At 46.3% G+C, this 23,932-nt stretch carries 19 protein-coding genes and 1 tRNA gene; 2 read left to right on the top strand and 18 right to left on the bottom strand.

The genetic code is table 11. From position 1 onward, the window contains the following. Positions 1-41: 41 nt before the first annotated feature. The 4 genes from putP to LIZ66_RS15635 form a co-directional block, all read right to left on the bottom strand. A complete protein-coding gene (gene putP, locus LIZ66_RS15650) occupies positions 42-1,577 on the bottom strand; it encodes a sodium/proline symporter PutP (protein WP_173735380.1) in 1,536 nt (511 codons plus the stop codon). Between the two features lie 154 nt (positions 1,578-1,731). Further along, positions 1,732-2,277, bottom strand: a complete 546-nt coding sequence (locus tag LIZ66_RS15645) for a DUF5662 family protein (protein WP_148462446.1) — start codon at positions 2,275-2,277, stop codon at positions 1,732-1,734. After that, positions 2,255-4,357: a Type II secretory pathway, pullulanase PulA and related glycosidase gene (locus LIZ66_RS15640; protein WP_173735381.1), complete on the bottom strand. Its 2,103-nt coding sequence runs from the start codon at positions 4,355-4,357 to the stop codon at positions 2,255-2,257. The genes LIZ66_RS15645 and LIZ66_RS15640 overlap by 23 nt, the downstream gene beginning before the upstream one ends. Positions 4,358-4,438: 81 nt before the next feature. Further along, positions 4,439-5,194, bottom strand: a complete 756-nt coding sequence (locus LIZ66_RS15635; RefSeq protein ID WP_118578760.1) for an exodeoxyribonuclease III — start codon at positions 5,192-5,194, stop codon at positions 4,439-4,441. A gap of 343 nt (positions 5,195-5,537) precedes the next feature. On the opposite strand from LIZ66_RS15635, the gene LIZ66_RS15630 reads away from it, so the two are divergent. Beyond that, on the top strand, positions 5,538-5,933 hold the full coding sequence (locus tag LIZ66_RS15630; protein ID WP_118578668.1) for a DUF1292 domain-containing protein: 396 nt from the start codon (positions 5,538-5,540) through the stop codon (positions 5,931-5,933). Between the two features lie 219 nt (positions 5,934-6,152). On the opposite strand, the gene LIZ66_RS15625 is transcribed toward LIZ66_RS15630, so the two are convergent. The 14 genes from LIZ66_RS15625 to LIZ66_RS15560 all read right to left on the bottom strand — a co-directional run bounded on the left by LIZ66_RS15625 (position 6,153) and on the right by LIZ66_RS15560 (position 23,290). After that, complete coding sequence (locus LIZ66_RS15625) at positions 6,153-6,665, bottom strand: dCTP deaminase/dUTPase family protein (RefSeq protein ID WP_148462341.1); 513 nt, start codon at positions 6,663-6,665, stop codon at positions 6,153-6,155. 141 nt (positions 6,666-6,806) lie between these two features. Next, positions 6,807-8,903 (bottom strand): polyribonucleotide nucleotidyltransferase, encoded by a 2,097-nt coding sequence (locus LIZ66_RS15620; RefSeq protein ID WP_148462345.1) that lies wholly within the window; start codon positions 8,901-8,903, stop codon positions 6,807-6,809. A gap of 358 nt (positions 8,904-9,261) precedes the next feature. Next, the gene (rpsO, locus tag LIZ66_RS15615; protein ID WP_148462347.1) at positions 9,262-9,528 is read right to left on the bottom strand and encodes a 30S ribosomal protein S15; all 267 of its coding nucleotides are present in this window, start codon (positions 9,526-9,528) and stop codon (positions 9,262-9,264) included. A gap of 212 nt (positions 9,529-9,740) precedes the next feature. After that, a complete protein-coding gene (locus LIZ66_RS15610; RefSeq protein WP_173771820.1) occupies positions 9,741-10,640 on the bottom strand; it encodes a bifunctional riboflavin kinase/FAD synthetase in 900 nt (299 codons plus the stop codon). A gap of 72 nt (positions 10,641-10,712) precedes the next feature. Further along, positions 10,713-11,603, bottom strand: a complete 891-nt coding sequence (gene truB, locus LIZ66_RS15605; RefSeq protein WP_173769369.1) for a tRNA pseudouridine(55) synthase TruB — start codon at positions 11,601-11,603, stop codon at positions 10,713-10,715. After that, positions 11,603-12,565 carry a DHH family phosphoesterase gene (locus LIZ66_RS15600; RefSeq protein ID WP_227201017.1) on the bottom strand — a complete coding sequence of 321 codons (963 nt, stop codon included), beginning with the start codon at positions 12,563-12,565 and terminating at the stop codon, positions 11,603-11,605. The genes truB and LIZ66_RS15600 overlap by 1 nt, the downstream gene beginning before the upstream one ends. Positions 12,566-12,582: 17 nt before the next feature. Beyond that, the gene (rbfA, locus tag LIZ66_RS15595) at positions 12,583-13,005 is read right to left on the bottom strand and encodes a 30S ribosome-binding factor RbfA (protein ID WP_118578680.1); all 423 of its coding nucleotides are present in this window, start codon (positions 13,003-13,005) and stop codon (positions 12,583-12,585) included. Positions 13,006-13,096: 91 nt separating this feature from the next. After that, on the bottom strand, positions 13,097-16,099 hold the full coding sequence (infB, locus tag LIZ66_RS15590) for a translation initiation factor IF-2 (protein ID WP_148462357.1): 3,003 nt from the start codon (positions 16,097-16,099) through the stop codon (positions 13,097-13,099). A 160-nt stretch (positions 16,100-16,259) separates the two neighbouring features. Beyond that, on the bottom strand, positions 16,260-16,580 hold the full coding sequence (locus LIZ66_RS15585) for a L7Ae/L30e/S12e/Gadd45 family ribosomal protein (protein ID WP_148462358.1): 321 nt from the start codon (positions 16,578-16,580) through the stop codon (positions 16,260-16,262). Then, on the bottom strand, positions 16,570-16,845 hold the full coding sequence (rnpM, locus tag LIZ66_RS15580; RefSeq protein WP_148462361.1) for an RNase P modulator RnpM: 276 nt from the start codon (positions 16,843-16,845) through the stop codon (positions 16,570-16,572). Before rnpM ends, LIZ66_RS15585 begins: the two co-directional genes overlap by 11 nt. Beyond that, a complete protein-coding gene (gene nusA / locus LIZ66_RS15575; RefSeq protein ID WP_148462362.1) occupies positions 16,829-18,037 on the bottom strand; it encodes a transcription termination factor NusA in 1,209 nt (402 codons plus the stop codon). Before nusA ends, rnpM begins: the two co-directional genes overlap by 17 nt. A 150-nt stretch (positions 18,038-18,187) precedes the next feature. Next, positions 18,188-18,652: a ribosome maturation factor RimP gene (locus LIZ66_RS15570; protein WP_118578686.1), complete on the bottom strand. Its 465-nt coding sequence runs from the start codon at positions 18,650-18,652 to the stop codon at positions 18,188-18,190. A gap of 330 nt (positions 18,653-18,982) precedes the next feature. Then, complete coding sequence (locus tag LIZ66_RS15565; RefSeq protein ID WP_148462364.1) at positions 18,983-21,229, bottom strand: DNA gyrase/topoisomerase IV subunit A; 2,247 nt, start codon at positions 21,227-21,229, stop codon at positions 18,983-18,985. A gap of 135 nt (positions 21,230-21,364) precedes the next feature. Continuing rightward, on the bottom strand, positions 21,365-23,290 hold the full coding sequence (locus LIZ66_RS15560; RefSeq protein ID WP_148462366.1) for a DNA gyrase/topoisomerase IV subunit B: 1,926 nt from the start codon (positions 23,288-23,290) through the stop codon (positions 21,365-21,367). Between the two features lie 467 nt (positions 23,291-23,757). Between LIZ66_RS15560 and LIZ66_RS15555 the strand changes: the two genes are divergently transcribed. Next, a tRNA-Glu gene (locus LIZ66_RS15555) sits at positions 23,758-23,829 on the top strand. Positions 23,830-23,932: the final 103 nt, after the last annotated feature.

The following is a 23,932-nucleotide window of genomic DNA, read 5'->3' as shown; positions in this document are numbered from 1 at the left end:
CTATAACACGCATCACAATGCACAACGATCATACAACCGCATTATTTCGCAGCAACTCTGTCAAACTCATCTGTGATTTCTTTGGATGGAGCCTTCGTCACAAGGCTGACGATCACGATCATCACCAGACTGAGCAGGAAACCAACTGCCAGGGAATAAAGTCCGGTATAGGTTCCCAGTGTCTGTCCTCCAACTAATGGAATATAGTCCCAGATAATAACGGTAAGTCCGCCAGTCACCATACCTGCAATGGCACCTGGAAGATTGGTTCTTCTCCAGAACAGGGACATTACCACGATCGGTCCAAATGCAGAACCAAGTCCTGCCCATGCATTGGAAACCAGTCCCATAATACTGCTGTCCGGATTCCATGCAATGACAAATGCAATCACTGCGATCACAATAACCGTGATGCGGCTTACTTTCAGAATTTCCTCTGTATCAGCATCCTTCTTGACAAAGCTGTGATACAAGTCCTCTGATACTGCAGAAGCCGTTACCAGAAGCTGGGAATCCGCTGTGGACATGATCGCTGCAAGGATTCCGCAGAGGAACAGTCCACCGATAAAGGGAAGCGCAAGCTCTGAGGTAAACACCTTGCGGATCATCTCAATAAATACGCTCTCAGAAGAAGCAGCTCCGTTCTCCCCAAGAATAACAGGAAGCAGATAAGCTCTTCCGATCACAGCGATTGCAAATGCAGCTGTCAGGGAAAGAAGATCCCATACAATGGCAATCGCCCAGGATTTTTTCAGTTCCTTCTCGTTCTTAACTGCCATAAATCTTACCAGTACGTGAGGCATTCCACAGTATCCAAAGCCCCATGCCAGCTGGGAAAAGATCTCTATAAAGGTATATGGTCTGTCTCCATTCATAAATGGGTTCAGATAAGCACCTGCACCGCCGGTCACGCCGCTCTGGGAGATCAGGTCTGTAAGATTGCCTGGAAGCAGGAAATATGCCACCAGCGGAACTACAAGCAGTCCGATAAGCATCAGGGTTCCCTGTACAAAGTCTGTTACACAGACCGCCATAAAGCCGCCCATGAAAGTATAGCAAAGAATAACCGCTGCTCCAATGGCAAGTGCTATGTGATAATCAAGTCCAAATACGGTATTGAACAGCTTACCGCCTGCTGCCAGCGCAGAAGCTGTATACACCAGGAAAAAGATTACGATTACCACTGATGAGATCAGAAGTAGGATCTTTTTCTTATCACGGTAACGGTTCTCGAAAAATGCCGGGATGGTCATGGAATTGTTTGCTGCGATGGTGTATTTACGAAGTCTTCCGGAAATACAAACCCAGTTGAGAACAGTTCCGATAAAAAGTCCTACCGCGATCCAGATCTGTCCGGATCCAAAGGAATAAATAGCTCCGGGAAGACCCATCAGAAGCCATCCGCTCATATCAGAAGCCTGTGCTGAAAGGGCTGCCACCCATCCGTTCAGTCCTCGTCCTCCAAGGAAATAATCCTCTGAGCTGGAGGTCTTTTTCATGTAAACCGCGCCGATGACGATCATCATGGCAAGGTAAAACACAAAAGCAATCAGAATTATCACTGTTGTACCACTCAATTTTTTCTCCTCCTCTGTTATAAAATCTGCCGTCCCCAAATCATCCGGACAGCAAAATAACATATTTCATACTTTACCACAGAAGAGTATGAAAGTGCAAGTGATATTATATATTTTTTTGAAAGTATGCGTTTTATAAACACAGAATATGAAACTACTTCTCTTTCCCTTTCAGATAAACATGCTTAATATACCACAAAGCCTTTTCTTCCCCTTTGTCATTGAGGATCCGAAGCAGCCCCTCTAACTCTTTTTTGGTCTGGGGATGTACAAACCACAGCTTCGGCTTGCTTTTCAGAAAATATTCCAGCGGCTTGTGATTGTCATATGCGTCCCCAAGATACGTCCTGGAGGCACTGATCCGGTCCATCACCATCTCTGCCACATATCTGCGAGGCATTTTCGCCCCCATGATCACATGCTCCGGATCATTTATGGAATAATCCACCCAATGCTCATAATGATGCTTATTGCGCCCTTTATGATGAAGCCAGGCGGTAGACACGCCAGTAGCCTCACGTTCTGCGTTATTTGGACTTCTGTTTCCCTGATAATATTTGCAGCCCACCAGAAATTCCGATGGAGTATATTTGGAAAGGTCATGGAGAAGCCCTTGCTTGTAAAGTCCGATTCGGAAGCAATAGTGCATGACCATCAGCTTATGCTTTGTGATTGTTTTAAAGTGAAGCCATGGATGCATTGTCACCGGACCTCCTTTCCTTATTCTCAGCTTCTGTCACAGTATTGTCTGAAGCTGCAGTTTTCTTCGCTTTTGCGACTGGCAGTTTTTCATTCTTTTTTCCTTTGCCAGTATGCTTTCTTTCAGGCTCCGGTTTCTTCACACCCTGAAGTACAACCACTGTACGCGGTCCCACCTCCACGGCTCTTTCATAGACCTGGCCATTTTCCCCATAAAATCCATCACAGGTCAGATCTCCGGTATCCATCACTTTCTTCCACTCCATCCCCTCTGGCAGATTAGGAAGCGCGATATTCCTGGTTTCCCAGTGAAAATTATAGCCTGTATAAAGGAAATCATCCTCACTTCCGTCCGGCAGCTTTGCATATGCCCCGCACAGCATCATGCCGATCATGCGGCTGGTATTTTCCATGTTGCAGAACCATGCACGTTCCCCATGAAAAGACATATCCGGGAATCCCTTGCCAAGGTAATCTGCTTCTTTCATGCTCTCACTCATATGAAGGACAGGATGAGCCTTCCGAAGTGCAACTGCCTTTTTTACAAAGGCGAGCATACTGGCATTTCGCCGCAGTCCCCGCCAGTCAATCCAGCCAATGGGATTATCCTGACAGTAAGCATTGTTATTTCCCTCCTGGGAATTGCCGATCTCATCACCGCCATAGATCATGGGCACTCCCTGGGAAAACAGCAGCATGGCAAAAGCAGCACGCATCTGGCGCTCCCTCATCTGACGGATCCACTGCTTCCTGCTTGGTCCTTCAATACCGCAATTCCAGGAATAATTATAGCTGCAGCCGTCGTTATTGCCTTCCCCATTTGCCTCATTGTGCTTATAATTGTAGGAAACAAGGTCATTTAAAGTAAAACCGTCCTGGCAGGTGATATAATTGATCACTCCATGGTCATCCGGGTTATGACGGATGCGGTACTGCACAGCCGGAACCATATCCTCATCGCTTTTCAGGAATCTGCGCATATCCTGCAAAAAGCCCAGATTATATTCCGCAAAGCAACGCTTTCCTGATCTGCGGTTCTTATAAAGAGCAGCCGTATCCATTCCTTCTGCCATGATCTTCGTCCCTGCAAGCAGGCCGTCCTTCATGATCAGGTCAAGAGGTGCCCCTTCTCCCAGAATATGAAAGCCGTCCACATGATAATTCTGTTTCCAGAACTGCACTGCACGAAGTGCCATTAAAGGATTAACTTCTGCCGGAAAATACATTTCCATGATACAGCCAATCCCTGCTTTGTGAAAAGCCCTGATCATGTCACAAAATTCCCTGTGGGGATCCCGGGTAGCGCAATAAGCACTCTTTGGCGCGAAATAAAGACCATTTCCATATCCCCAGTAATTTACCTCGTCCTTTTTCCCCTTCTGGGAAACCAGACCGTCTGGCTCCTTTGGCGGAACCACCTCCATAAATTCATAGGCCGGCATAAGCTCTACTGTATTAATGCCAAGCTCCTGCCAGTATGGGATCATCTGTACCAGACCGGAAAAAGTGCCCCGAAGTCCTGCCGGCAGCTTAGCCTGCCTGGTATATCCACGGACATGTACTTTATAGAGGATCATATCTCCAAAGTCTGTTTCCGGTGCTTTCTCATCCCCCCAGTCATAACCATTGCCTGACCAGAAGCCGCATCGCACCTTGTGGGGATCCTCCTCCCACGCTGCCCCAAAGTGCTCTCTTCCGCTGATTCTGCTGGCACAGGGATCCAGATAGATTTCCCCGTTTATCTTAAAATTGTATTCCAGATTGGTTACATTTAATTTTTTCATAAAGACAGAAAAAATCCGTCCTGTACGATATTTTTCATCCAGAAGAAGTTCATAAAAGGGCTCTCTTCCCCTCTTCCTGTAAAGAAGCAGGTAAACCTCAGAATCCTCTTCCGCTTCCACTGCAAAATTATATCCATCTGCCATCTGGGTTACCCCAAGTAAAAGAGGATAACCGTATGTCACAACCACGCTCTTATTTCCCGGTATTGGCACTTTATAAGCCCTCCTGTCTTTGTCTGCTGTCTCGTCTGTAGCCATTTTTGTACACAGAGCACGTTTCCCAAAAGGAATCTGCATAATGCAATCTTTCTTATGAAATAAAATCATCCGATGCTATCTGTTTATCCCCAGATCCTGCCATACAGGACTCCCTATGGTCTAAAATTTCAGATCCAGCTCTACAGGACAATGGTCGGATCCCATTATCTCGCTGTGAATCTTCGCATCCTCCAGATTCTCTTTCAAGGACGGAGAGGTGATGAAATAGTCAATTCTCCATCCGGCGTTCTTCTCTCTTGCCTTAAATCGGTAAGACCACCAGGAGTAGGCACCCTCAAGCTCCGGATAAAAGTAACGGAATGTGTCAATAAATCCAGCTTCCAGAGTTCTGGTAAAGCAGGCTCTCTCTTCATCTGTGAAGCCTGCGTTCATCCGGTTAGTCTTAGGATTCTTCAGGTCAATTTCCTGATGTGCCACATTCATGTCTCCACAGCAGATCACAGGCTTTTTCTCCTGAAGCTTCAGAAGATAAGCCAGGAAATCTCTTTCCCATTCCATGCGGTATTCCAGTCTTCGAAGCTCGGACTGGGAATTGGGCGTATATACGGTAACCAGATAAAAATCGTCCATCTCTGCAGTGATCACACGGCCTTCTTTATCGTGTTCCTCTATTCCAAGTCCGTAAGTCACGGACAACGGCTCTTTTTTCGTAAAAACAGCTGTTCCGGAATATCCCTTGCGGTTCGCGTAATTCCAATATTGATAATAACCTGGAAGCTCCAGCTTCACCTGGTTCTCCTGACATTTGGTCTCCTGAAGGCAGAAAATGTCTGCGTCCAGCTTCGCAAAGCTTTCTTCAAAGCCCTTGGTAATACAGGCACGGATTCCATTTACGTTCCATGATACAAGCTTCATGTTGTTCTCCAATCTGTAAAAATTTATATAATGCACAAAAATCCTTCTGTACATGATTTTGCCCATTTTTTCAAAGTTTCCAGTGAACTTCATTCACAAAAAACCTCTCATAGGATATTGCCTGTGAATATTCAATATATTCTAACACTTTCTTCATTATAACACAGATTTCCCTATTCACAAAACCCTATTTTTCTGGTACAATCTAAATATTGTCCGGGCATACCGTTACCAGTGAAAATGAAGCTAAAGAAGTCCCGGTGTTACCTTGTTTTACAGCATGAACATGCTTTTTCACAGGTAACATATAAATACAAATTTTTTATAAAGTGAGGTATTTTTAATGAGTGATTCAGATATGACAAACTCCTGCAGCAGCTGTGGAAGCAGCTCATCCTGCGGCGGTTCCGACTGCTCCACATGCGGTGGATGCAGCACTGACGCAAACCAGCACAGCACCATTACTCTTACCATGGAGGATGATACTGAGGTAGAATGCGCCATCCTTACCATTTTCCCGGTAGATGCAAAGGAATATATTGCGCTTCTTCCTCTTGACGAAGAGGGCCAGAATCATGACGGTGAAGTTTATCTGTATTCCTTCACCCGCACTGCAGAGGGTGCTCCCATGCTTTCCAACATTGAGAGCGACGAAGAGTACAATAAGGCTGCTATCGCATTTGACACTGTTTTACAGAATGCACGAGAAGCAGAAGCTGCCGGAACACCTTTAGAGTAATCTCTCCGGTGGTCTTTAAAGAAATTTCCTGCGGGAGCATCAGAGTAATCTTCCCGGTGGTCTTTAAAGAGATTTCCTGCGGGAGCCTGTTTGAAAAAGGCTTTCTGCAAAATTTGAAAAAAACTTAAGCACAATAAAAGCAGGTATCTGTGATTGATAAATTCATCACATTTACCTGCTTTTGTATTTCCCATAAAACTGCGAGGGCGCCGCAGCGGGTTACTTCGTCGTACTTCCAAACCCGCCATTTCTCACATCTGTCACATCATCATCTACGGTAATCCCGTACTCAACGAAGATTCCCTGCATAAAGCCTGTATCTGCCTTCAATTCTACCACTTTATTCTCATTGGTATCATTTGTCAGCTTGGCAAAAATATGGCCTTCATTGTCAGAATAAAAATAATCGCTGTCAATAATCCCCACCGTATTATTCAGCTGCAGACGGAATTTGAATCCCAGGCCGCTTCTTGGATAGCATTTCAGCACCCATTCCTGATCCATCTCCACACAGATCCCGGTCGGAATCTTGATGGTCTCGCCTGGCTTGATGGTAAAATCAGCCGGGGAAAAGAAATCATAGCCTGCGCTTCCGGCAGTAGCCCGTCTTGGAAGACGGATTCCCTCATAAATCTTCTCTGCCTCGTCAGCAGACACGCCTTCAAAAGCATCCATCCAGTCTGCCACAAAGCGCTCTTTACTTACTTTATGAAATTTTGCAATTCTCTTCATGTTTCCTCCTGTTTATCCCGTGCAGACGCATTTTCCAAAGCTCCGGCTCTGCAGCGGATATAAAGAATGCCGGGCACATCTGTCCGGCATCCCCCAAGCTGTCACTGTGCTTTTCCTACACAGTGGCCTTGCATTTTATTCTTATTTTGCCTCTGCCGGAACATCCTTGATGCTGAAGCTCATTCTTCCCATCTTGTCTTTTCCAAGGCATACAACAGTCACTTTATCTCCAAGTGTAAGAACATCCTCTACGCGGTTGATTCTCTCCTTGCAGATCTTGGAAATGTGAACCATTCCCTCTTTGCCAGGTGCGAACTCAACAAATGCGCCAAACTCCTTGATGCTTACAACCTGTCCGGTAAGGATCTGTCCCTGCTCGAAGTCAGAAGCAATGATCTCAACCATACGCTTTGCTTCCTGCATGTTCTTATCATCTACGCCGCAGATAGATACAGCACCCTCATCTGTGATGTCGATCTTAACGCCTGTGCGCTCAATGATGGTGTTGATGGTCTTACCTCTCTGGCCAACAACATCACCGATCTTCTGAGGATCGATCTGGATCTGGATGATCTTCGGAGCATATTTTCCAACAGTTGTACGAGGTGCAGGGATACATTTCTCAATAACTTCGTTAAGGATGTACTCTCTTGCTTCCTTAGTACGTCTGATTGCTTCTTCTACGATCTGTCTTGTAAGACCGTGGATCTTAATATCCATCTGAATCGCTGTGATACCGTCATGAGTTCCGGCTACCTTGAAGTCCATGTCGCCAAAGAAGTCCTCAAGTCCCTGGATATCAGTAAGAACGATATAATCATCATCTGTGTCACCTGTTACAAGACCACAGGAAATACCTGCAACCGGCTTCTTAATCGGTACACCGGCAGCCTCAAGAGACATGGTGGATGCACAGATACTTGCCTGGGAGGTAGATCCGTTTGACTCAAAGGTCTCGGATACAGTACGGATTGCATATGGGAATTCTTCTACGCTTGGAAGAACCGGTACAAGTGCTCTCTCAGCAAGTGCTCCATGACCGATCTCACGGCGTCCCGGTCCTCTGGATGGCTTTGTCTCACCTACAGAATAGGACGGGAAATTGTAGTGATGCATATATCTCTTGCTTGTCTCAAACTCGTCAAGTCCGTCAATTCTCTGTGCCTCTGCAAGAGGTGCCAGAGTAGTAATCGTACAGATCTGAGTCTGTCCACGGGTGAACATAGCGGAGCCATGTACTCTCGGGATGATATCAACCTCTGCTGCCAGAGGACGGATCTGTGTGATCGCACGGCCGTCCGGACGTTTGTGATCTTTCAGGATCATCTTACGAACGGTCTTCTTCTGATACTGGTAAACAGCCTCACCAAGAACAGCAAGCCACTCCTCTTTCTCTGCGAAAGCTTCTTTCAGCTTGTCTGTGATCTCTGCAATGTTGTTCTCTCTTGTCTGCTTGTCATCAGAGAATACGGCAACTTCCATTTCTTCCGGAGGAACGATCTCCTTGATGGCATCAAACAGCTCCTGAGGAACTGCACAGGACTCATAGCTGTGTTTCTCTTTCCCGCACTCAGCGATGATCTGATCGAAGAATCTGATGATTTCCTGGTTTACTTCATGTGCTTTATAAATAGCCTCGATCATCTGATCCTCCGGAACCTCGTTGGCACCGGCCTCGATCATGATAACCTTATCTCTTGTGGAAGCTACTGTCAGCTGAAGGTCAGAAATATCCTTCTGAGCCAGTGTAGGGTTCACAACATACTCTCCATTGATCAGGCCGATCTGTGTCGTTGCACATGGGCCATCAAATGGAATATCAGAAATACAGGTAGCAAGGGAAGAACCAAGCATAGCCGGGATTTCCGGGTTGCACTCCGGATCTACAGACATAACCATGTCTACCAGTGTTACGTCGTTTCTGTAATCCTTCGGGAACAGAGGACGCATAGGTCTGTCGATAACACGGGAGGTAAGGATTGCGTGCTCGCTTGCCTTTCCCTCTCTCTTATTGAAACCGCCCGGGATCTTTCCTACGGCGTACATTTTCTCTTCATATTCAACGCTTAACGGGAAAAAGTCGATTCCCTCTCTTGGCTCCTTGGATGCAGTTGCTGTAGCAAGTACAGTGGTATCACCATAATGCATAAGTGCTGCGCCATTGGCCTGTTTCGCAACACGTCCGATATCTACGGTAAGTGTTCTTCCAGCTAATTCCATGGAATAACTTTTGTACATGTCTTCTCTCCTTTTTCATATAAAATATTGATCTGAAGCCACCTTACACTTCTGCAGAAACTGTGAAAACCAGTTCTGACCAACGTATATTGCAGCTCTCTTTGCCTCTGTCACAACAGAAGTCCGAAACGACTGAAAAACACATTTGATATTGCTGTAGACAGGTTTCTTCAAATGTCCTTTTCAGAAGTCTCGGAAATCTTTATCTGTCAGGTCGCCCTTACAGACAATAGTGCCTCTATTGTGACACTTGTCACTATCCACAAAAGCTCCGGTGCGGAGCTTGTCTGTGAACAATCATAGCTTTCCTTACATCTTAAAATAGGGCGGATGGATATCCGCCCCTTCCGCATACTAATTATTTTCTTAAACCTAATTTCTCAATCAGTGCACGGTATCTTTCGATGTCTGTTTTCTTTAAGTAAGCTAACAGTCCACGTCTCTGACCTACCATTTTCAGCAGACCACGTCTGGAATGATGATCCTTGTGGTTGTTCTGTAAATGCTCAGTAAGCTCCTGGATTCTTGCAGTAAGAACAGCTACCTGTACCTCTGGTGAACCAGTATCTCCCTCACATCTTGCATACTCTTTCATAATTGCTGTTTTCTTTTCTTTTGAAATCATCTTGATTTCCTCCTTATTATTCTTAATGGTCTCCCATGCAGGTATTCCTGTGGGGACGTAATCGCCGCATATTAAGAGACGGTCGGAGTGTCCAACCCCTGAATATGGGCTGTCTGATATGTGAACGCAAGGACTAAACCTGCTCACACCTTGCCTAGTATAGCATACCCGCCAAATTCTGTAAACTGTTTTTTTCGTTTTTCTTCCCGATATTATTTCTCAGTTTTCTCAAAATATCTCCGGCCATCCTCTGCATCCGCCAGAAGTCTGCTCTTCAGCGCCTCAAGAGAGGGAAATTTCCGTTCCGGCCTCAAAAACTTTTTGAAATCCACCCGGCATTCCTCTCCGTAGAGATCTTCCTTACAGTCAAAAAGATAGGTTTCCACCCCTATAAAGCTCTCACCAACCGTAGGCTTACAGCCAATGTTGGTAATTCCGTGGTATATCTTATCCCCGAAATAAGAGCTTGTCACATACACACCGTTTGGCGGCAGGATCTTGGTCCTGGGAGGCACGAGATTGGTAGTGGGAAGCAGAACCTTATGTCCCATTCCCCTGCCATGTACCACCTGGCCTTCCACAAAATAATCCCTTCCCATAAGGGAAGTGACTTTCTCCATATTTCCTTTTTTCAGTTCTTCTCTGATATAGGTACTGCTGATCTTCCTGTGCCCATCCATTTCTTTGGAAAGGATTTCCACATCAAAGCCATACTTTTCTCCAAATTCCATAAGAAGCCGGGGCGTACCCTTCCGCTCGAAGCCAAACCGGTTGTCCTCTCCCACTACTACGTAGGATGCCCCAAGATCTCCCATAAGAATCTCTTTTATAAAATTCTCAGCCTTCATATGCCGGATCCTGTCATTTAACTGGCATTCTACCAGCACATCCACGCCAAGCTTTTCAAGAAGGGAAGCCCGTTCCTGGCTGGTAAGGATCATATTGCTGGAAGCATCAATGGCAAAAAGGACAGCCTGTTCTCCAAGTGTCTTCCGCTCCCTGATCTTCTCAACCAGTTTCCTGTGGCCACGGTGGATCCCGTCAAATTTTCCCATTGTTACTGCACAGTTGGCAAGTTTTGGAAACTCACCCTCTATCTTCAGGTATTCCATAATCTCTCCTGTCAAACCAGTTTATGTCTGATCGGTAACTGTTCAGCACCTGCTGAATCGTCACTTTATTATTCAGAACATTTTCACCGGATAATATTTCTTCTTCCCTGCATCCCACTGAAAAATACCTGTAAAAGTTCCGTCACTGGCGTACATGCGCACCCAGCCCTCTTTGTGCTGGGGACGAACCAGATTGTCGGACAGCGGATTTCCATTTGCCAGAAGCCTGTCCCCGTAAGAATCCGCATAAAGAGCGGGGTACTCCGCCAGAACTGCTTCCACCGGGTCGATCATATCCTGGACAGTTCCATCTGCCACGGCAGCTTCCACCTGGGCAAGCGTATGGCTCTCAAAGAGAGAATACCGACCAACCCTTGACCGGAGCAGTTCTTCCATACAGCCACCACAGCCAAGCTTCTCGCCAATATCATGGCACAAAGTGCGGATATAGGTTCCCTTACTGCAGGTCACTCTTATTTTCACCAGCGGAAGATGAAATTCCAGAGGCTCTATCTCGTAGAAACACACTGGCCTGGCTTTTCGCTCAACCGTTTTGCCCTCTCTAGCCAGCTCGTAAAGTTTCTTTCCATTTACCTTCAGAGCAGAATACATAGGCGGAACCTGAAGCTGCTCCCCTACAAAGCTTTTCAGTACCTTTCGCACTTCCTCCTCGGTCACATTCACCGGCTTCTCTTCCAGAACTGTTCCAGACATATCCTGGGTATCCGTGTCGATTCCCAGATGAAGCACTGCCTCATACGTTTTTTCCTTATCTGTAAGAAGATCCACCAGCTTGGTGCCCTTTCCAAGAGCTACCGGCAAAACACCGGTAGCATCCGGGTCAAGAGTCCCTGTATGTCCTATTTTTTTCATATGGAGAATTCCCCGAAGCTTGGCTACCACATCATGGGAGGTAAAGCCTTTTTCCTTGTGAATTACAATGATTCCCTGAAAATCTGCCATTATTTATCCTGTCCTAAAAGCTGTTTTTCGATCTGCTCTGAAATATTATTGATAACATCGTACATGGAACCGGCCAGATCGCAGCCTGCTGCTTTCACATGTCCGCCTCCTCCGAAATAGGAAGCGATCTTGCTTACATCTACAGAACCTTTGGAACGGAGTGATACCTTGAATACCTGGCTTTCATGCTCGTAAATAAACATTGCCACTTCCACACCTTTCGTAAGACGGAGCTGGCTTACGATTCCATCCAGGTCTGACGGCTTTACCCCATAGAAATCCATGTCTCTCAGCTTCATGTAGCCAACGATACATTTGCCATCCAGAAGCATAATGCTCTCTGCCAGAACACGTCCCATGACCTGATTCTGAATGTAGCTTTTCTGATAGAAGGATTCGTCAATAATATTGGAAAAATCAACACCCTTTTCCATCAGGTCACCGGCAATACGCATGGTGTCCGGAGATGTGGAGGAATACTGGAATACACCTGTATCGTGGATCATTCCGGTATAAATAGCAGTTGCAATATCCAGATTGATTTTTTCTTTGTCAAGAAGCTTATACAGAACCTCGCTGGCAGAGCTGATCTCACCATGTACGTGGTTCACATCTGCAAATCCCGGATTGCTCACATGATGGTCAATGCAGACGGTCTTTTTCGCAGAAGCGAAATAATCAGACGCTACTGCCAGACGGTCAGGAGCGCTTACATCACAGGTCACAAAAAGATCATACTCTCTGGGCTCGCCTGCTTCATAATGCACCTCGTCCATGCATGCAATATGTCCGAATACCGGTTTCGGCTTCTCCAGATAGATATCTGCCTTGATTTCAGGATACCATTTCTTTATATACAGATAAAGTGCCATGCAGGAACCTACACAGTCACCATCCGGGCGAACATGTCCCCCAATTCCCATGGTCTTTACGCCATCCAGAATTTCTTCGATTCTCTCCATTCCCTTCACCTCGATTTTTACTCTTCGTCTTCAGTTTCTGCTGTATCCTGTTTTTCCCCGTCCTCACTCTCAGTGCCCTTCGAATGGTCGTGTTCGATCACGTCATCAATGAGTCTGGACATATTTACGCCATATTCAATGGACTCATCCAGAATGAAGCGGATTTCCGGCGTATTGCGAAGATTCAGGTTCTTCGCAAGCTGACGGCGGATATAGCCTTCTGCACTTTTCAGCCCTTTAATTGTGGACTGCTTGGATTCCTCGCTGCCAAGGACACTGATAAATGCCTTGCAGGTCTTAAGATCCGGTGCAACCTCCACAGCCATGACAGATGTCATGGGATGGATGCGGGGATCCTTGATCTCACCGCGGATAATGTTGCTCAGTTCTTTCTGAACTTCTGCATTGATCCTTGTATTTTTAATGCTGTTTTTTCTCATTTTTTGGTCTCCTATATGAGTGCAGGCTCTGGACAACGGAAAATTGGGGGCAATGAGCTTGCCCCCAACTGACACCTGCGATTACTACGCTCTAGCGCGGCACCTCAACCATAATATATGCTTCAACTTTATCTTCTTCTTTAACGTCATTGAAATCCTGGAATACAAGACCACACTCATAGCCTGCACGAACTTCTTTGACATCATCTTTAAATCTCTTAAGGGAAGCCAGCTCACCTTCGTAGATCTGCTCCTCGTCTCTGGTGATGCGTACCTTGCATCCTCTCTGGAAGGTACCGTCAAGCACATAGCTTCCTGCGATAGTACCGATACCGGAAGCCTTGAACAGCTGACGAACCTCTGCATGACCGATTACCTTCTCCTCAAATACCGGATCCAGCATACCCTTCATGGCAGCTTCCACGTCCTCAATTGCCTGGTAGATAACACGGTACAGACGAAGGTCAACGCCTTCCTGCTCTGCCAGCTGTTTCGCTGTGGTATCAGGACGAACGTTAAATCCGATGATGATCGCATTTGATGTAGCAGCAAGGCTGACATCAGACTCATTGACAGCACCAACGCCGCCATGGATCACTCTTACAACAACCTCATCATTGGAAAGTTTTACAAGACTCTGTTTTACAGCCTCTACAGAACCCTGCACATCGGCTTTGACAATAATCGGGAGCTCCTTAAGGTCGCTTGCCTGAATCTGGTCAAACAGATTATCCAGGGAAAGTTTACCCTTAGTTTCCTCAAGAAGACGGTTCTTATTCTCGGAAACAAATGCTGCTGCAAAATTCTTAGCCTCTTTATCATTCTCAAAGGACATAAGAACCTCTCCGGCATTCGGAACATCGCCAAGACCAAGGATCTCTACAGGAGTAGACGGACCAGCCTGTTTTACACGGCGTCCCTTATCATCCATCATGGCACGTACTTTACCATTGCATGCTCCGGCTGCGATAAAATCTCCAACATGAAGAGTACCCTTCTGTACAAGGATCGTAGCAACCGGTCCTTTGCCTTTATCCAGCTGAGCCTCGATCACAAGACCTCTTGCTGCACGGTTCGGGTTTGCCTTCAGCTCAGAAACCTCTGCTGTTAAAAGGATCATTTCAAGAAGATCATCAATGCCCTCTCCTGTCTTGGCAGATACCGGAACGAACGGAGTTGTACCGCCCCAGTCCTCAGGAATCAGCTCATACTCGGAAAGCTCCTGTTTTACACGTTCAATGTTTGCACTTGGCTTATCGATCTTGTTGATGGCAACGATGATCTCAACACCAGCAGCCTTTGCATGGCTGATAGCTTCTACTGTCTGCGGCATAACACCATCGTCAGCTGCAACTACAAGAACAGCGATATCTGTGGAGTTTGCTCCACGCATACGCATGGCAGTGAATGCCTCATGTCCCGGTGTATCAAGGAAGGTGATCTTCTGTCCGTTGATATCAACTACATAAGCACCGATATGCTGTGTGATTCCACCAGCCTCGCCTCTTGTTACGTTTGTCTTACGGATTGCATCCAGAAGAGAAGTTTTACCATGGTCAACGTGTCCCATTACACAGACTACCGGTGGTCTTGAAACCATTGTGGATTCGTCTTCCTCTTCCTCTTTCAGAAGTTCCTCAATTACATCTACTTTTTCTTCTTTTTCTGCAATAATGTCAAATCCAAGAGCAATCTCTTCTGCCTGCTCGAAATCGATCTCGTGGTTTACCGTTACCATCTGACCTTCCATGAACAGCTTCTTAACAATTGCAGATGGCTGCATCTTCATCGCTTCTGCAAGCTCGCGGATGGTAAGCTTCTCCGGAATTGTGATCTCCTTGATCTCCGGTTTCTTCTCTTCCTGTTTCTGCTGCGGAGCAGGCTTCTGAAGTGCTTTCGGGATTCTGGACATCTGGTTTCTGCCACCCTGGTTTGGTCTGTGTCCGCCACCTGATGTCTTATCGAAATCTTTCTTCTTATTCTTGTTCTCTCTGTCACGCTCACGCTTGCTGTCCTTGGATGTCTTGGTCAGCTCTGGTGTAAAGATTGCGTCAGATCCGCCGCCGCTTCTTCTTGCACCGCCGGAGCGCTGTCCACCCTGGTGGTTCTGTCCGCCAAAGCGTCCTTCACTACGGTTATCTCCGTCTTTTCCTCCGAAACGTCCCTGTCCGCCCTGTGGTCTTCCCTGGCCAAATCTGCTGCCATTTCCGTTTCCATTTCTATTGTCTCTGTTGTCACCGCCCTGACGGAATCCACGTCCGTTTCCATCACCCTGGCGCGGTCCTCTGTTCTGGGAATCTCCCTGTCTTACAGGTCTTCCCTGACCATCATTATTTCTGTTTCCGCGGAATCCACCCTGGCCGCCATTGCCGCCCTGTGGTCTTCCCTGGCCAAATCTGCCTCCATTTCTGTCACCACGATTGTTGTCTCCGCGATTATTGTCGCGGCCCTCGCCCTGACGGAAATTACGGTTGCCCTGGCCATTTCCCTGACGCTGCTGTCCTTCGTTTCTGTTCTGCTGTGCAGCTGGTCTCTGGGATTCTGTCCTTGGAGCTTCTGCTTTTGGTGCAGTCTGAACCGGTTTTGCCGGCTCTGTCTTCGGTGCACTTACCGGTGCGCTCTTTGGTGCTGTCTCAGCTTTTGGTGCTTCTGCCTTTGGTGCCTCAGCTTTTGGTGCTTCTGTCTTAGGAGCCTCAGCCTTCGGTGCACTTACCGGCTTCGGTGCTTCTGTCTTAGGAGCTTCTGTCTTCGGTGCTGCCTTTACAGGTGCCTCCGCTTTCGCTGCCGGCTGTGCCTGTGCTGCAGGACGTGTGCCCTGTGGACGTGCTTTTCTCTCTCCAACTGGTTTCTTTCTGTTCTTCCCGCCGTCACTTGCATTCTGTGCATGATATACGCGGATAATATTTTTTTTCTTCTTCGGTGCCTCTGCACCGTCGCCTTCTTTCTTTACTGACACTTTCTGCTCTTCTGTCTTAGGAGTCTCCAATGTTATTCCTTTCTCCTTTCCCGTATCTATAACTTTTTTCACTCTGTTTTTATTCTCTCTGTTTTGCTTATTTCTGTCTTTGGCAGGCTCATGTGACTTTATCACCATATGCCATTCTCCCTTCACCAGTACGAGCCAGGATACGCTTTCATAAGTCTTTCGCAGCTCGTATCATCAAAAATCATTTCCCGGGAACATTTAAAAGCATTCCCTGGAACGCTTTTTCCTCTTTGGTTCAGGTCGTTTTCTCAGACAACAGTGGTATGCTCTAAAGCTCCTTCCCCTCATCCTGCAGCACCTTCATAATAGCTTCTGCAAAATTCCAGTCCTGTACAGCCAGGCTGGCACGGAATTCCTTACCCATGGCATGCCCTAACGTTTCTTTATCTGAAAGGATATACAAGGGCACTTCGTAAAATTCACACATGTTCCGGAATTTCTTCTTGGTGTTATCAGAAGAATCTCCGGCTACGATTGCCAGATATCCTTTGCCGGTCTTAATGGATTTCTCAGTGGAAAACTCTCCGCTGACTGTCTTTCCGGCCTTTGTTGCAAGTCCGATCAGGGACAGTGCTTTATTATTCTTCAATACTATCAAACTCCTTCTCAAGGCTATCATAAACCTCATCCGGGATAGCTGCTTTCAAAGAACGCTCCAGTCCGTGATTTTTTCTGGCTTTCTCCAGGCACTCACGGCTCTTGCAGATGTAGGCTCCGCGACCGTTTTTCCTGCCTGTAGCATCCAGAACGATCTCATCCTCTGCGGTTTTCAACACCCTGATCATTTCTTTTTTATTCTTCATTTCTCTGCAGCCAGTACACTGGCGCATGGGAATTTTATTCTTCGTCTTCATTCTCTACCGCATCCTCAGTCTCTTCAGACTCTTCACCGGCAGCTGTTTCTTCGCTATCCTGAGAAATTTCTTCTGTAGCGGACTCCTCAGACTCTTCGTACTCGTCATCCTCATAGTACTCATCGTCATCCTCGTCATAATCATAGAAGTCGCCGGACTCTCTTGCCTGGGTTTCACTCTTGATATCAATCTTAAATCCAGTCAGACGTGCTGCAAGACGTGCATTCTGTCCTTCTTTACCGATTGCAAGGGAAAGCTGGTAATCCGGAACCACAACAAGTGCAGTCTTCTCATCCGGATCTGCCATAACAGCGATTACCTTCGCCGGGCTTAATGCATTCTCGATCAGGATTGCAGGATTCTCATCCCAGTTGATGATATCAATCTTCTCACCGCGGAGCTCATTTACAATCGCACTTACACGGGCACCATTTACACCAACACATGCTCCAACCGGATCTACATCAGGATCGTTGCTCCATACTGCCAGCTTGGTACGGGAACCTGCCTCACGGGCAATACTCTTGATCTCAACAGTTCCGTCCTTCACCTCAGCAACCTCAGACTCAAAGAGGCGTTTTACAAGGCCAGGATGTGTTCTGGAAACAAGGATACGAGGTCCCTTCGGTGTATCCTTTACCTCAAGAATATACACTTTGATTCTCTCAGTAGGCTTGAAGGTCTCACCCTTCACCTGCTCATTCTCAGCAAGGATTGCATCTGCCTTGCCAAGATTTACGCTTACATTATGTCCTACCACACGCTGTACAATGCCGGTAACAACCTCTTTCTCATTGCCGTGATACTGGTCAAACAGAACTTTACGCTCTTCCTCACGGATTTTCTGAAGGATTACGTTCTTTGCATTCTGTGTTGCAATACGGCCAAATTTGTCAGAGTGAACCGGTACCTTCAGGATATCGCCAACCTCTGCATTGGTATTCTGCTTCTGTGCTTCTACAAGAGAAACCTCTTCAGCAGGATCTTCTACGAATTCTACAACCTTGCGGTCTGCATATACACTGAAATCGCCTGTTTCTCTGTTAATGGTAACATGTACATTGTCAGCTTTTCCAAAATGATTCTTGTATGCCTGGATCAGGGACTGCTCAATGGCATCCAGCAAAGTTTCCTTGCTGATATTTTTCTCGCGTTCCAGTTCGTCCAGAGCACCCATTAACTCCTTGTTCATTTTTCTTATTTCCTCCTTTTTGCTTTCCAGCATAATCGCTTATTTCTTAAATCGGACATGTCGCCTACTGGCAGCATCTTCCTATATGAAAGTCAGCTGTTCCGCGCCTGTGGTACTCCCACAGCTGCCGGCCCGGACTTTCATGGTAACTTAAAAATCAATTGCCAGACGCACCAGTGCGATATCTTTCTTATCGAAAGTGCGTGGAGTTCCCTCCTCATCAATGGTCACACTGTTATTATCATATGCTGTCAGTTCACCACAAAATTCTTTCTGTTTCTCGATTGGCCGGTAGGTTCTGATTTCTACCAGTTTGCCAATGCTTCTGGCAAAATCTTTTTCTTTCTTCAGAGGTCTGTCAAGTCCCGGAGAGCTGATCTCCATGATGTAGCTGTCCTCGATGAAATCATCTTCGTCAAGCCTGTCGCTGAAAGCCCTGCTTACTGTCTCGCAGTCATTCACTGTGATTCCACCTGGTTTGTCAATGTAGCCGCGAAGATACCAGTTTCCTGCTTCCTTGACATATTCCACATCTACCAGTTCGAATCCATTGCTTTCTACGATCGGAGATAACAATGCTTCTGCTTTCTGTTCATACTCTTCTTTTCTGCTCATTTTTCCCACCTGCCTCTCTAGAGCCTTTTTCAAACACGCTCTAATCCGGTATTCGCGGTTATCACCTGCGAATGCCGCTCTGGTCCTTATCATCAAAAAGAGTGGGCTCACGCCCACTCCTTTGTCAACAAGTTCTGATTTCTTGTATTATTCTAACACCTTTAAATCCAAATTGCAAGGGCTTTTTCTTATAAATGCCCATTTTACAAGGTTTTAACCCATTTTGACAGTATTGTTAAGCTTGTTTCACCAGCAACAGCTTTTACTCTCAGCTCTTTTGAGCTTCCGCTACACAACCTGTATAACAGCCTTTTCTTCATAATCTGCTGCTTAGATTCTGGGCTTCATACCCTTGGTATCACGTTTGGCCAGCTTTACCTTGTTCAATGCATACGGCTTGTCGTGATACTGAATGGTGTACTCCTGTCTCGGTTCCACCAGATAGGCATGCTCAAGAACATCCCCGTCCCCCAGCTTCATTCCTCTTACACCAACAGAGGTCTTCTTCATAGTAGAAACATCCGTTTTCAGGATACGGAGAAAATAGCCATTCTGACTCTGGAACACCACCTGTTCCATTTCATCTGCAGGACCTACAAATATCAGCTGATCCTCTTCTCCCAGCTTGGTAGATGCAATCGTTCTCTTTGCCACATCGAATTCCTCACCTGCGACAAGCTTGCACATGGAGGTCTTAGTCACGAACAACAGGGTGGATAATTTCACCTGTCCTACAGGTGCCACATAAAGGATCTGCTCTTGGCTGCTGTCGTAGTTACTCAGGTTATCAGCCGGAGTTCCCTTGTCACGGAAGCGCACCAGCGGAATGTCTGCCACTTTGATGGAATGCATGCGTCCCATATCTGTGAAAATGCAGATCTTGTCTGTATTCATACAGGTAAAAATAAATTTATTCTCTGCATGGGCAGCCTCTTTGTTTCTCTCATAAGCATTCTTATCAATAAGGCGCATATAGCCGAAGCGGTCCATAAGGAAGCAGACCTCTGTCTCTTCCATCTTCTTTTCTTCGTAAACTGCCTCTTCTGCGTTCTCGATCACAGTTCTTCTCTTGGTGCTGTATTCTTTTTTGATTCCGTCAAGTTCTTCAATAATTACTTCACACATGGAATCATAGTTGTTCAGAATATCTTCATAAGAAGCAATATTTTTCATAGTCTGGTCATACTCTGCCTGAAGTGCCTCAATTTCCAGTCCGATCAGACGATACAGACGCATTTCCAGAATGGCTGTAGCCTGATTCTCCGTAAATTTCAGATTCTTTGCAGCTTTCTCACTGGCTTTTGACTTGAATCTGATTCCCTCTGTGATACCCTCTACCAGACACTTTTTAACCTGGTCACGGCTCTTGCTGCCTCGAAGGATCTCAATGATCAGATCGATTACATCACAGGCTTTGATAAGGCCTTCCTGAATTTCCTTTTTCTCAAGCTCTTTTCCCAGAAGAGTCTTGTACTTGCGGGTAGTTACTTCGAACACAAAATCCACATGGTGCTCAATCACCTGCTTCAGGCTTAAGGTTTCCGGACGTCCGTCTGCAACAGCCAGCATATTGACTCCGAAGGTGTCTTCCAGTCTGGTTTTCTTGTAGAGCATGTTGGTGAGATTCTCTACATCTGCATCCTTTTTCAGTTCCAGTACAATACGGATTCCTTCCTTGGAGGACTGGTTGGAAATATCCACAATATCTGTGGTTTTCTTGGTTTCTACAAGGGAGGCTACGTCGTTAAGGAATTTTCCAATATTGGCACCGATCATGGTGTACGGAATCTCGGTGATCACCAGCTGCTGGCGACCGCCTTTTACTTTTTCCACTTCCACTTTACCGCGGAGACGGAGCTTGCCGCTTCCGGTCTCATAAATATTCAGAAGATCATCTTTATTTACAACCAGACCGCCTGTAGGGAAATCCGGTCCTTTCAGATAACGCATCAGGCCTTTCACACTGATGTCGTTGTTCTTTATATAAGCCTTCACTGCATCCACAACCTCCCCAAGGTTATGAGGCGGAATGCTGGTGGCCATACCTACGGCGATACCATCTGCACCGTTTACCAGAAGGTTGGGAATCTTCACCGGAAGCACCTGAGGCTCCTTCTCTGTCTCGTCGAAGTTTGGCATAAAGTCCACTACATTTTTGTCAAGGTCTGCCAGAAAAACCTCCTGGGTCAGTTTCTCCAGTCTTGCCTCTGTATATCGCATGGCAGCGGCACCGTCTCCCTCAATGGAGCCGAAGTTTCCATGACCGTCTACCAGGATTTTGCCCTTCTTGAAATCCTGCGCCATTACAACCAGTGCTTCATAAATAGAGCTGTCCCCGTGAGGGTGATATTTACCCATGGTATCTCCAACGATACGGGCGCACTTACGATATGGACGGTCGTAACGGATCCCAAGCTCGTACATATCATACAGGGTTCTTCGCTGTACCGGCTTCAGACCATCGCGGACATCCGGAAGTGCCCTGGAAATGATAACGCTCATGGCATAATCTATATAGGATTTTTGCATCACGTCCGCATAGTCCGTGGCAATTACATTCTCCTGCTTTGTTTCCATAATCTGTTTTCCTTTCAAACACGCTCTAAGCTAAAATCTGAGGTTCTCTTCTTGCAAAATACTCTTCTATATTACGTTCAGACCATATTCTGCTTTTTCGTCCGAAAAATCCTGCTCTTTCGGATTTCAGCCTTCTTAAATATCCAGTTCTGCATCAGTTGCATGCTCGTAAATAAATGCCTTTCTTGGCGGCACGTCGCTTCCCATCAGGATCTCTGTCACGCTGGAAGCCATACGGGCATCCTCGATTTCCACCCGCTTCATTCTCCGGGTTTCCGGATTTAAGGTTGTCTCCCAAAGCTGCTGGGCATCCATCTCTCCAAGACCTTTGTATCTCTGGAGGGTAAAGCTTCCCGGCTTGTGACTGCGGCGGTATTTTTCCAGTGCCTTATCATCATACAGGTACTCTTCGGCACCCTTCTTCGGCATTACTTTGTAAAGAGGGGGCATGGCAATATAAACATGTCCCTCATAGATCAGTTCCGGCATAAAACGATAGAATAAAGTAAGTAAAAGTGTGGAAATATGAGCACCATCCACATCCGCATCGGCCATAATCACGATCTTGTCGTAACGAAGTTTGGTGATATCAAAGTCGTTTCCATAGCCTTCGGAAAATCCGCATCCAAATGCATTGATCATAGTCTTGATTTCTGCGTTTGCAAGCACCTTGTCAATGGTGGCTTTCTCCACATTCAGAATCTTACCGCGGATCGGAAGGATTGCCTGGTAATTACGATCTCTGGCAGTCTTTGCAGAGCCACCAGCGGAATCTCCCTCTACGATAAAGATTTCACAAAGTGAAGGATCTTTTTTCTCGCAGTTGGCAAGCTTTCCATTGGAATCGAAGGAATATTTCTGCTTGGTGAGAAGGTTGGTCTTGGCACGCTCCTCTGTCTTACGGATCTTGGCAGCTTTTTCCGCACAGGACAAAATGGTCTTCAAGGTTTCCAGGTTTCGGTCAAAATAGAGTACCAGCTGCTCAGACATTACTTTTCCCGTGGCACGGGCTGCATCCTGATTGTCCAGCTTGGTCTTGGTCTGCCCCTCAAAGCGTGGCTCCGGGTGCTTGATGGAAACAACCGCTGTCATTCCATTACGGATATCCGCTCCTGTGAAATTAGCATCTTTTTCCTTCAGAATACCGATCTCACGGGCGTAAGTATTCATCACCGTTGTAAAGGTTGTTTTAAATCCGGTAAGATGAGTGCCGCCTTCTGCATTGTAAATATTATTGCAGAAGCCAAGTACGTTCTCACGGAATTCGTTGGTGTACTGAAATGCTGCTTCTACCTGGATTCCGTCGGCTTCTCCTTTCAGATAAATCGGTTCGTGGAGAGCTTCGGAATTGTGATTCAGGTCTTTGATATATCCCACGATTCCATCTGGCTCATGATAAGTGATATCTTCAGGCGTATCACCACGAAGATCCATGAAATGAATGGTAAGGTTGGGATTCAGGTATGCAGTCTCATGGAGACGGCTCTTTACTTCTGTGGATGAAAATCTTGTTTTCTCAAAAATCTCCGGGTCTGGAAGAAAATTCACGCAGGTTCCGGTCTGTCTGGTCTTGCCAAGCCTGGGGAGAAGTCCCTCTTCCAGTTCAATCGTGGGAATACCTCTCTCATAATGATCGTGATGTACAAATCCGTCACGGCTGATCTTAATATCCAGATATGTGGACAGGGCATTTACAACGGAAGAACCAACGCCATGAAGTCCACCGCTTGTCTTATAAGCAGAGTTGTCAAATTTACCGCCTGCATGGAGGGTGGTAAATACAAGACGCTCTGCAGATACCCCTTTCGCATGCATATCTACCGGAATACCGCGTCCATTATCAGTGACCGTACAGGAGCCGTCTTTCTCCAATGTTACTTCAATTTCAGAACAGTAACCGGCCAGATGCTCATCTACCGCATTGTCCACGATCTCATAGATCAGGTGGTTCAGGCCTTTTCTGGATACGCTTCCGATGTACATTCCCGGACGTTTCCGAACAGCTTCTAATCCTTCCAGGACAGAAATACTACCCGCGTCGTAAGTGTCTTTCTTTGCCATGGTGTTAATTCCTTTCTTACTATCATTCAGACTGTTACCAGTGAACAGTAACTTCAGGCTCTGCTGTCCCATATTCTTCTTTTATGCATCCAGTGTACCGACAGGATTGTTCGAGGAATCAACTTGTAAGTGCACGAAACAACTGCTCATTTCATTTACAGCTCTACATTTCATGATGCACTGTCTGGGCTTCAGCATTTATTCCAATGGTTGTGAAAAGCGGACAATACGTCCGCTTCTTTTCCATTCTTATCTTCTGTTCAAACATTCGTTCTATATCATACCCCAGTTTATGGTATTTTTGCAAGTAAAATTTGGTTTTTCTATTTTGTTCAAAATTTTTTTGACACCGCGAACCCGCTTATTTCCTGGCTTTTTTCGGAGTTTTTCAATTTTTCGCAAAAAAAATAAAAAAAGTGCTTGCATTCTCCTGCAAAGTAAGATATACTAAGCGAGTCGGTTGACAAGGCCAGTTGGTCAAGGGGTTAAGACGTCGCCCTCTCACGGCGAAAACACGAGTTCGATTCTCGTACTGGCTGCTCTATTTTCTACAAATTGAATATATATGTTAAGCATACCGCTTACATGGCCAGTTGGTCAAGGGGTTAAGACGTCGCCCTCTCACGGCGAAAACACGAGTTC

It is taken from the genome of Blautia faecis (assembly GCF_020554845.1).
GTDB classification, from domain to species: domain Bacteria; phylum Bacillota; class Clostridia; order Lachnospirales; family Lachnospiraceae; genus Blautia_A; species Blautia_A faecis.
Note: the sequence above shows the minus strand (reverse complement) of the source record. Positions and strands in the feature narration are given on the sequence as shown.

Coding starts and splice junctions, on each gene's coding strand:
- truB (WP_173769369.1), bottom strand. CDS start 11,603: ATGGCAGATTTTCAGGGAATCATTGTAATTCACAAGGAAAAAGGCTTT.
- rnpM (WP_148462361.1), bottom strand. CDS start 16,845: ATGAAGACGAAGAATAAAATTCCCATGCGCCAGTGTACTGGCTGCAGA.
- LIZ66_RS15645 (WP_148462446.1), bottom strand. CDS start 2,277: ATGCATCCATGGCTTCACTTTAAAACAATCACAAAGCATAAGCTGATG.
- LIZ66_RS15560 (WP_148462366.1), bottom strand. CDS start 23,290: ATGGCAAAGAAAGACACTTACGACGCGGGTAGTATTTCTGTCCTGGAA.
- LIZ66_RS15640 (WP_173735381.1), bottom strand. CDS start 4,357: ATGCAGATTCCTTTTGGGAAACGTGCTCTGTGTACAAAAATGGCTACA.
- nusA (WP_148462362.1), bottom strand. CDS start 18,037: ATGAACAAGGAGTTAATGGGTGCTCTGGACGAACTGGAACGCGAGAAA.
- LIZ66_RS15565 (WP_148462364.1), bottom strand. CDS start 21,229: ATGGAAACAAAGCAGGAGAATGTAATTGCCACGGACTATGCGGACGTG.
- LIZ66_RS15625 (WP_148462341.1), bottom strand. CDS start 6,665: ATGAAGAGAATTGCAAAATTTCATAAAGTAAGTAAAGAGCGCTTTGTG.
- LIZ66_RS15600 (WP_227201017.1), bottom strand. CDS start 12,565: ATGGAGAGAATCGAAGAAATTCTGGATGGCGTAAAGACCATGGGAATT.
- LIZ66_RS15620 (WP_148462345.1), bottom strand. CDS start 8,903: ATGTACAAAAGTTATTCCATGGAATTAGCTGGAAGAACACTTACCGTA.
- LIZ66_RS15630 (WP_118578668.1), top strand. CDS start 5,538: ATGAGTGATTCAGATATGACAAACTCCTGCAGCAGCTGTGGAAGCAGC.
- rpsO (WP_148462347.1), bottom strand. CDS start 9,528: ATGATTTCAAAAGAAAAGAAAACAGCAATTATGAAAGAGTATGCAAGA.
- rbfA (WP_118578680.1), bottom strand. CDS start 13,005: ATGAGAAAAAACAGCATTAAAAATACAAGGATCAATGCAGAAGTTCAG.
- LIZ66_RS15610 (WP_173771820.1), bottom strand. CDS start 10,640: ATGGAATACCTGAAGATAGAGGGTGAGTTTCCAAAACTTGCCAACTGT.
- LIZ66_RS15635 (WP_118578760.1), bottom strand. CDS start 5,194: ATGAAGCTTGTATCATGGAACGTAAATGGAATCCGTGCCTGTATTACC.
- LIZ66_RS15570 (WP_118578686.1), bottom strand. CDS start 18,652: ATGAGCAGAAAAGAAGAGTATGAACAGAAAGCAGAAGCATTGTTATCT.
- infB (WP_148462357.1), bottom strand. CDS start 16,099: ATGGTGATAAAGTCACATGAGCCTGCCAAAGACAGAAATAAGCAAAAC.